The following is an 8,063-nucleotide window of genomic DNA, read 5'->3' as shown; positions in this document are numbered from 1 at the left end:
TGGAGCCTCCGGGAATCCCGGTACGGTTCAATAAACATTATTCCTTACATCAAAGGCCAGATGCCGTATAGCTGCATTATCACCAAAAGGAACCCATGGGCTTTCTACCTCAGAGAGCCCTACATAGCTTCCCTCACGCCCAAATCGGTCTTGCATTGCCTTCATTGGCTCAGGAACTTCTACGATACGATAAGCATTACTAGCGGGTGCATTAGCCATTATTGTTCTCACTTTATTTATGGAAACGATGTATTACAGAGAACTATTCAGCAATTGCTATGCCAACTACTCAAAACCTAGACCTTAGTATAAAAAATAAAGTAAAATTCTTATTATGCAAAGGAAGTTAAGAGACTAGACACGACTAAAGTACAACTGAAGGATTGAACAAGACTCGCCAGTATTTAATTAATTTAATATTTTTAATAAAAAAATGAGAAAGACATGACAAAAAAAATGACGCTTTCGAAAATGACAACGCAACCCAATCAAGCGAGCTCTTGTGAGATAGGCCTTGATGATGGAGACCCACCCACTTTACGTGATTTGACAGAGAGGCTGCGCCTTACCCCTAACGATGGAAAAATTTGGTTCGATGATCGCCGCATGGTGCTACTTGGGGCTAATGCATTTGGTGTGTTGCGCAGAGAAATCATTGAATCACTAGGCTTTTCTAGAGCATGCAGCTTGCTGATGCGCGTAGGTTTTTCAGCTGGATCTGCCGACGCAGCTTTTGTACGAAAACATTGGCCACTAAACGATGAAGCTGGTGCGTTGACCGCGGGAGAGCGGTTACATGCGGTCATGGGGATGGTTAAAGTCGAAACGGTACGACGCGACCACGACATCCCGAACGGTATTTTCAATGCCGAGTTCCTTTGGCATGGTTCAATCGAAGCCGCCGAACATATAAATGCGTACGGCCTATCACGTGAACCGGTTTGCTGGATGCAGCTAGGTTATGCCAGCGGCTACGCCAGTGCTTTCTACGGTAAGCGAGTGATATATCGTGAGTTGGAGTGTGCTGGCTGCGGCGGCTCTTTCTGCCGAATCGTAGGTGAGATGACAAATCAAGAAATAGGCAGTACCCATGACCTTAGCTGGCTCACTCCAGGAGAATACCTTGCGCCTGAAGCGCGTAAGTCGTCTCGACAAACCACTGGCGTTACGACAGCGTCATCTCCTGCCTCTATCCATGAGAAAATAGATACCCAAAAGATCGTGGGTATTTCAGCAGCGGTCAGTATTGCTTTGCAGAAGATCGAAAGAGTCGCGCCAACGCCAGCCACGGTACTGTTCAATGGAGAATCAGGTGTTGGGAAAGACTTGTTTGCTAACGAGCTTCACCGCAAAAGCAACTTGGCAAACGGCCCCTTTGTCGCCCTTAACTGTGCTGCAATCCCTGACACATTGGTTGAGGCAGAGCTGTTTGGCGTAGAAAAAGGTGCGTTTACAGGTGCAGAAAAAAGTCGACCGGGTCGGTTCGAACGAGCCAATGGGGGCACACTATTTCTTGATGAAATTCCATCATTAAGTTATGAGGCACAAGGTAAGCTTCTGCGCACCCTGCAGAATGGTGAGATAGAAAGAGTCGGTGGTGCACACCCTATTCAAGTTAACGTCAGGGTTGTTGCCGCCTCAAATAAAGATCTTTTCAAGGAAGTGCAGAATGGACTATTCAGAGAGGATCTTTATTACCGCTTAAATGTTTTTCCTATTCGCCTTCCCCCTCTTAGAGAACGCCAGGATGATATCCCCTTATTAATCGAACATTTTTTATACCGCTACTCAAACGTTTATAAAAAAAATATTCCAGGACTCACCCGAAAGGCCAGTGAAGCACTTTTAGACTATAGTTATCCTGGAAATATTCGCGAGCTTCAGAATTTAATAGAACGTGGCGTGATTAACGCGCTAGATTCTGAGCCGCTCAATGTGTTTCATATGTTTGACGACGTTGGCTTTGCCACAAAACTCAATCCCCCTTCAGGCCTCAATATTGATCCCACAGGAGAGCTGGAGGCTGGCACAAGTGGGCCTGATCTATTTGGCCGGGGTAAGATTGACGATACGCAGAAGAGCGCTAAATATCACAGGAGAAGTGAAGCAGAAATTTTGTCAAATGCACTTTATAAAACAGATGGCAACGTGTCTAAGGCCGCCAGAGAACTAGGCGTAACGAGAGCTAAGCTAGCCTATCGAATTCAAAAAGCTGGATTAGATCCTAGTCTGTTTCGGCACTTGTAAGGAAGCGCCTGATCGACCTACCAGCCGACCTCTTGGCAGCATTGCCCTAGGCTCTGTTGACTTTTCAGCGCTGCCATAAGCGAAACGTCAACAGCCCCTAAACTTGACCCCATCGCCAAAATACAAGAGGCTTAATACAGCAAATGTATCAAGTTACGGCACTTGCAAATCTTTGATCAGCTTATTAAACAGCCTGCCCGCAGGCTACGCCACTCGCCCACGCCCACTGAAAGTTATACCCGCCTAGCTCTCCCGTTACATCTAATACTTCTCCGATAAAGCGCAACTGTGGTAAGCCTTTAACCTCAAAGGTTTTGGACGAAATCGCGTCGGTATTGACCCCGCCCATGGTTACCTCTGCGGTACGCCAACCTTCTGTTCCTGCTGGTTTCAGTTGCCAAGCGTTGAGTCTTTGCGCCCACTCATCCAATGCGGCATTAGCATACTGGGCCAGGGGCCGCGCCAAGTCATGGTCGGGGTACCACTCCAGCAGTGCTTGCGCAAAGCGTTTCGGAAAGCGTTCGCCAAGCCAAGTCGAGAGCTGACGCTTAGGCGTTTCTTGGCGTGCCTCACGTAGGGATTCCGCCACGTTTTCATTGGGCAGTAGATCGATACTAATGCTCTCCCCTGGCTGCCAAACGCTGGATATCTGCAGCATCGCCGGCCCAGACAAGCCGCGGTGGGTAAACAGCATGGGTTCCACAAAGCGGCGACTGCCAGCACTAACAGCCACTGGCACGCTCAAACCAGAGAGCTCAGCTGCGCGCGCTTTCCAGCTATCGCTTAAGGTAAAGGGCACCAGCCCGGGTCGCGTAGCGAATACCTCTAGACCAAATTGACGGGCAATGTCGTAGCCAAAACCCGTCGCGCCCATGCTCGGAATGGAAAGCCCACCGCTCGCGATGACGACCACCCCGGCATCGATTTTACCTATCGAAGTCGTTAGACGCATGGCACTGCCCTGTTGCTCCACGCGGGTAACCTGGGTGCTGAGCCTGATTTCAGCCCCAGCCCACTCACACTCGGTCAGTAACGTATGGACAATATCTTTAGCCGAGGTTGCACAGAATAGCTGACCCGGCGTTTTCTCAACATGTTCAACGCCATGGCGCTCGACCAGCTCAACAAAGTGCTCAGGGCGGTAACGTTTGAGCGCCGAAATACAAAAGTAAGGGTTTGAAGAGTAAAAGTGCTGTGGCGTTGTGCCAAGATTGGTAAAGTTGCAGCGGCCACCCCCGGACATGAGAATCTTCTTGCCCGCTTTGTTAGCATGATCAAGCACTAAGACCCGCTTTCCGGCATAGCCTGCTTGCGCTGCGCACATTAAGCCTGCGGCGCCAGCACCGATGATGACAACGTCATAGATCATAATGGACAGCTCATATTGAGAGCGACTCCCGTCGTAAAAGGCAGGCATTCTAACAGGGTCGCACTTAAAAATTATTATGCGGATACAATTACCATATACAATAACTGTATAAATATTATCTAACGCTGAGAACACTATGCTTTTGCCCTTTCATCGACGACGGCTGTTGCGACTCGCACTCCTGCCTCTCACTCTTCTGCTTTCCAGCGTAGCGTTCGCCCAATCGGCGCCGTCAGTCATAGGCACCCGGGCGATCATGACTACCTGGTCGGATCCAATAGAAGCCTTGGGCACCCTTCGTGCCGATGAGAGCGTCACACTATCGGCTACCGTCACGGATATCGTTGCCGAGATCAATTTCCGTGACGGCGAGCAGGTCGAAGAAGGCCAGTTGCTTATTCGTCTGGAGGATGCCGAGGAACAGGCGCAGCTGAGGGCGTCCCAGGCACTTCGCGAAGAGCGGCGTAATGCGTCAAATCGCGCTTCGCAGTTGCAAGAGCGCAACCTGGCGGCTCGGGCCGATGTAGAAGATAGCCAATCACGGCTGCGCCAGGCAGATGCCGATATTCAAGCGATTGAAGCGGAGTTGGCCAATTACCAGATAAAAGCCCCCTTTAGTGGCCGCGTCGGCTTTCGCAATATCAGTGTTGGCGCCCTGGTCACTCCAGGCATGGATCTGGTGACGCTCGATAAATTGGATGTTATGCAGCTAGATTTCAGCGTCCCCGAAGTATTTCTCGACCGCCTCTCACCAGGCTTGATGCTCAATGCCACAACTGCCGCCTACCCTGACGCCCTCTTTAGCGGTGAAATTGCCACCATCGGCACACGGGTGGATCCAGTCACGCGCAGCGTAAGCGTCCGCGCTGATCTCGAGAATACCGATGGCCGCTTGCGGCCTGGCATGCTGATGGAAGTGATCGTTCAACAGCACGTACGCGATACGGTTGTTATCCCTGAGGCGGCCATTGAGCCTAGCGGTGACCGTCACTTCGTGATGTTAATTGAACAGAGTGAAGGCAGCACACGCTTGGCACAGCGTGAAGTGGTGATCGGCGAGCGCCGCAATGGCGAGGTGGAAATTCTCGAGGGACTCGCCGCCAACGATTTAATTGTCTTTCATGGCCTACAGCTGGCCCGTGACGGGCAAGAAGCCAGGTTAATCGGGATCGCCGATGACGAGACCGGTATACGAGCGCTGTTGGAGGCCGACCGCTAATGCGTTTATCGGATATCTCTGTTCAGCGGCCGGTATTGGCGATGGTAATCGCGGCGCTGATTATTGCCTTTGGCCTGCTGGCACTCAATCGTCTGCCGCTGCAAGAGTACCCCACCATCGACCCGCCAGTGGTCACCATCGATACCCGCTACCCCGGAGCCTCGGCCAGCGTCGTCGAAACACGGATTACCCAAGTATTAGAAGACCGCATTGCTGGCGTTGAAGGCATTGAGCTGATTACCTCGCAAAGCGAGGATGGACGCTCTCAGATCGAGATCGAATTTGGCATTGATATGGATATCAATGCCGCCGCCAATGATATTCGCGACCGCATCTCCGGCGCGCTGCGCAACCTACCCGACGACGCTGACAACCCAGAGGTCACCAAAGCCGATAGCAGCGAAGAAGTGGTGGTTTGGTTAAGCCTTTCCGGAAACGACTATTCCATTACTGAGCTAACCGACTACGCTAACCGCTTTTTGGTCGACAGCCTCTCCGTTCAGCCAGGGGTAGCACGGGTGCGTGTCGGCGGCGGCAGTGACTACGCCATGCGCGTGTGGCTGGATCGCAATGCCTTGGCCGCACGGGGACTCACCGTTAGCGATATCGAAGACGCACTGCGGGCAGAGAACGTAGAGCTACCGGCAGGCTCGCTTGAATCCAAGGATCGGCAGTTTATTGTCCGCCTCCCCCGTAGTTTTGCCAGTGCCGAAGATTTTCAGCGCCTCGCCCTCAGCTCTCCTCAAAACCAGGAGGAAAACGGCTATCTGGTGCGCCTTGCTGACGTAGCAAGAGTAGAGGTCGGCGCGGTGGAGGATCGTTCTGTCTTCCGCTCTAACGGCATCCCCATGGTCGGCCTGGGTATGATCATGCAGTCGACGGCCAATGTGATAGAGCTCTCTGAAGCCGTTCAGGTCGAACTTGAACGCCTGCAAGGTACGCTGCCTGAAGGGATGTCACTGAGCCTGAACTACGACGCCTCGCTGTTCGTCTCCGGAGCGATTGAGCAGGTCGTTATGACGCTGTTTATCGCCATGGGCTTGGTGGTGGTGGTGATCTTTATGTTTTTGGGCAATTTGCGCACCACCCTGGTACCCGCGGTGACCGTTCCGATTGCCGTTATTGGCGCCTTTACTGCTCTGGCCGCGATGAATTTCTCAATTAACCTGCTAACTCTGCTGGCGCTGGTGCTGGCGATCGGTCTGATTGTCGATGATGCCATCGTCGTGCTTGAAAATATTAACCGGCGTATGCACGACTACGGCGAGACGCCGCTAGTCGCCGCATTTCGAGGTACCCGGCAAATCGCCTTTGCAGTCATCGCCACCACCCTGGTGTTGGTGGCGGTTTTCTTGCCACTCAGTATGTTGCAAGGCGATATTGGCCGACTATTTTCCGAGTTCGCGCTAACCATGGCCGCTGCGGTAGTGGTCTCTACTCTCCTGGCACTGACGCTTACGCCGATGATGGCGTCTAAAATTCTTAAGCCGGGCATGCACGAAAGCCGGATTGGCAAGGCTGTGCAGTGGCTGCTCAGCGGCACACAGCGCCGCTATCAGGCCACGTTAGAGTGGATGCTCAAAATGCGCTGGCTGGTGGTCGCGGCGTTTGTATTATTGATTGGCGCCACCGCCTGGCTGGCCACGGTACTGCCCAACGAATACACACCTCAAGAGGATCGCGGTAACTTTATCGTATTAGTGAATGGCCCTGAAGGCGCCACCTTCGACTACATGATGGACTACATGGATGAGATCGAAGCGCGGATGACGCCACTGGTGGAGAGCGATGAGTTGGAGCGCGTAGTCGTTCGCGCCCCTCGTGGCTACGGCAACATAGAGAATTTCAATAGCGGCTTTATTATCGTCAATATGGCCGACTGGGGCAGTCGACGCAGTGCCTGGGAGATCATGGGCGAAGTACGCGAAAAGCTGCGTACGTTGCCGGGGGTACAAGCCTTCCCGGTGATGCGCCAGGGGTTTGGGCAGCGTACCCAAAAGCCGGTGCAGTTTGTACTGGGCGGTGGGACTTACGAAGAGCTTGCCCACTGGCGCGATACGCTGATCGATCATGTGCGAGAAAACAACCCGCGCTTGATGGCACTAGAGAGCAACTACAACGAAACCCAGCCACAGCTAAGAGTCGATATTGACTACGAGCGTGCCGCTTCGTTGGGCGTTACGGTTACCGAGATCGGCAGAACGCTTGAAGTACTGTTAGGTGGCCGTAACGTCACTCGCTATGTTGATGATGGTGAAGAGTACGACGTCATTTTGGAAGGTGACCGCGGCAGTCAAAACAGCCCGAGGGCGTTGGATAACATTCAGGTTCGATCCGCTCGCACAGGTGAGCTGATCCCCCTGGCCAGTTTGGTCACCCTCTCCGACTTTGCTGGCGCCAGCACTTTGAACCGCTTTGACCGTATACGGGCGATTACCATTGAAGCCAACCTGGCGGATGGCTACCCCCTTGGCGAAGCTTTGACCTATTTAGAGCAGAGCGCCGCGGAGCTACTGCCGGAAGAGGCGCAAACCAATGTGGCAGGCGCCTCAAGGGACTTCCAGCAAGCCAGTGGCGCCACCGCGTTCTTGTTAATACTGGGCGCGCTTGTGGTCTTTTTGGTGTTAGCAGCGCAGTTCGAAAGCCTGATTCACCCCTTTGTGATAATGCTTACGGTGCCGCTCGCGATGAGCGGTGCGCTACTCGCCCTGCTACTAAGCGGTCAATCGCTTAATATCTATAGCCAAGTAGGCTTGGTGCTGTTGATTGGACTAGCGGCGAAAAACGGCATCTTAATTGTCGAGTTTGCCAACCAGTTGCGCGATGAGGGTAAAGCGTTCCGTTCGGCGTTGATTGAAGCCTCTGTAACGCGTTTAAGACCTATCTTAATGACCGCCGTGACCACCATGGCCGGCGCCATTCCGCTGATTGTCTCGACAGGGCCGGGGTCTGAGTCTCGCTTGGTTATCGGCACCGTGATTATGGCGGGGGTCGGCTCGGCCACGCTGTTTACGCTGTTTGTGGTGCCTGTGGCTTACGACTTGCTGGCGCGCCACACCGGTTCGCCCGGGGCAGTGAAAAGGCGATTAGAGGAGGAAATTGCTAATGCACCATCTGACTGATGTCATTGCCAACGCAGCGAAGCAATCTGGTTTTTAGAGGCCACCGCACGCTTGAGATTGCCGCGTCGCTGCGCTCCTCGCAATGACGACCTCAATGAAAAAGGGT

At 52.9% G+C, this 8,063-nt stretch carries 5 protein-coding genes; 3 read left to right on the top strand and 2 right to left on the bottom strand.

All coding sequences use genetic code 11. From position 1 onward, the window contains the following. Window positions 1-27: 27 nt before the first annotated feature. Window positions 28-219 (bottom strand): hypothetical protein, encoded by a 192-nt coding sequence (locus K7H09_RS01610; protein ID WP_230803276.1) that lies wholly within the window; start codon window positions 217-219, stop codon window positions 28-30. 225 nt (window positions 220-444) lie between these two features. Here K7H09_RS01610 and K7H09_RS01605 point away from each other — a divergent pair, with 225 nt between their 5' ends. Further along, a complete protein-coding gene (locus tag K7H09_RS01605) occupies window positions 445-2,247 on the top strand; it encodes a sigma-54-dependent Fis family transcriptional regulator (RefSeq protein ID WP_035537965.1) in 1,803 nt (600 codons plus the stop codon). A 184-nt stretch (window positions 2,248-2,431) separates the two neighbouring features. On the opposite strand, the gene K7H09_RS01600 is transcribed toward K7H09_RS01605, so the two are convergent. After that, window positions 2,432-3,616: an NAD(P)/FAD-dependent oxidoreductase gene (locus K7H09_RS01600; RefSeq protein ID WP_027958416.1), complete on the bottom strand. Its 1,185-nt coding sequence runs from the start codon at window positions 3,614-3,616 to the stop codon at window positions 2,432-2,434. A gap of 136 nt (window positions 3,617-3,752) precedes the next feature. On the opposite strand from K7H09_RS01600, the gene K7H09_RS01595 reads away from it, so the two are divergent. Next, window positions 3,753-4,835 carry an efflux RND transporter periplasmic adaptor subunit gene (locus K7H09_RS01595; RefSeq protein ID WP_027958415.1) on the top strand — a complete coding sequence of 361 codons (1,083 nt, stop codon included), beginning with the start codon at window positions 3,753-3,755 and terminating at the stop codon, window positions 4,833-4,835. Next, window positions 4,835-7,957: an efflux RND transporter permease subunit gene (locus K7H09_RS01590; RefSeq protein ID WP_230803268.1), complete on the top strand. Its 3,123-nt coding sequence runs from the start codon at window positions 4,835-4,837 to the stop codon at window positions 7,955-7,957. The genes K7H09_RS01595 and K7H09_RS01590 overlap by 1 nt, the downstream gene beginning before the upstream one ends. Window positions 7,958-8,063: the final 106 nt, after the last annotated feature.

This window comes from Halomonas sp. IOP_14 (assembly GCF_021021315.1).
GTDB classification, from domain to species: domain Bacteria; phylum Pseudomonadota; class Gammaproteobacteria; order Pseudomonadales; family Halomonadaceae; genus Vreelandella; species Vreelandella titanicae.
The sequence above is the reverse complement of the archived record's forward strand: the minus strand, read 5'-3'. Positions and strand labels throughout refer to the sequence as shown.

Excerpts from the sequence above, each read along its gene's own strand:
- K7H09_RS01610 (WP_230803276.1), bottom strand. The coding sequence starts at position 219 with ATGGCTAATGCACCCGCTAGTAATGCTTATCGTATCGTAGAAGTTCCT.
- K7H09_RS01605 (WP_035537965.1), top strand. The coding sequence starts at position 445 with ATGACAAAAAAAATGACGCTTTCGAAAATGACAACGCAACCCAATCAA.
- K7H09_RS01600 (WP_027958416.1), bottom strand. The coding sequence starts at position 3,616 with ATGATCTATGACGTTGTCATCATCGGTGCTGGCGCCGCAGGCTTAATG.
- K7H09_RS01595 (WP_027958415.1), top strand. The coding sequence starts at position 3,753 with ATGCTTTTGCCCTTTCATCGACGACGGCTGTTGCGACTCGCACTCCTG.
- K7H09_RS01590 (WP_230803268.1), top strand. The coding sequence starts at position 4,835 with ATGCGTTTATCGGATATCTCTGTTCAGCGGCCGGTATTGGCGATGGTA.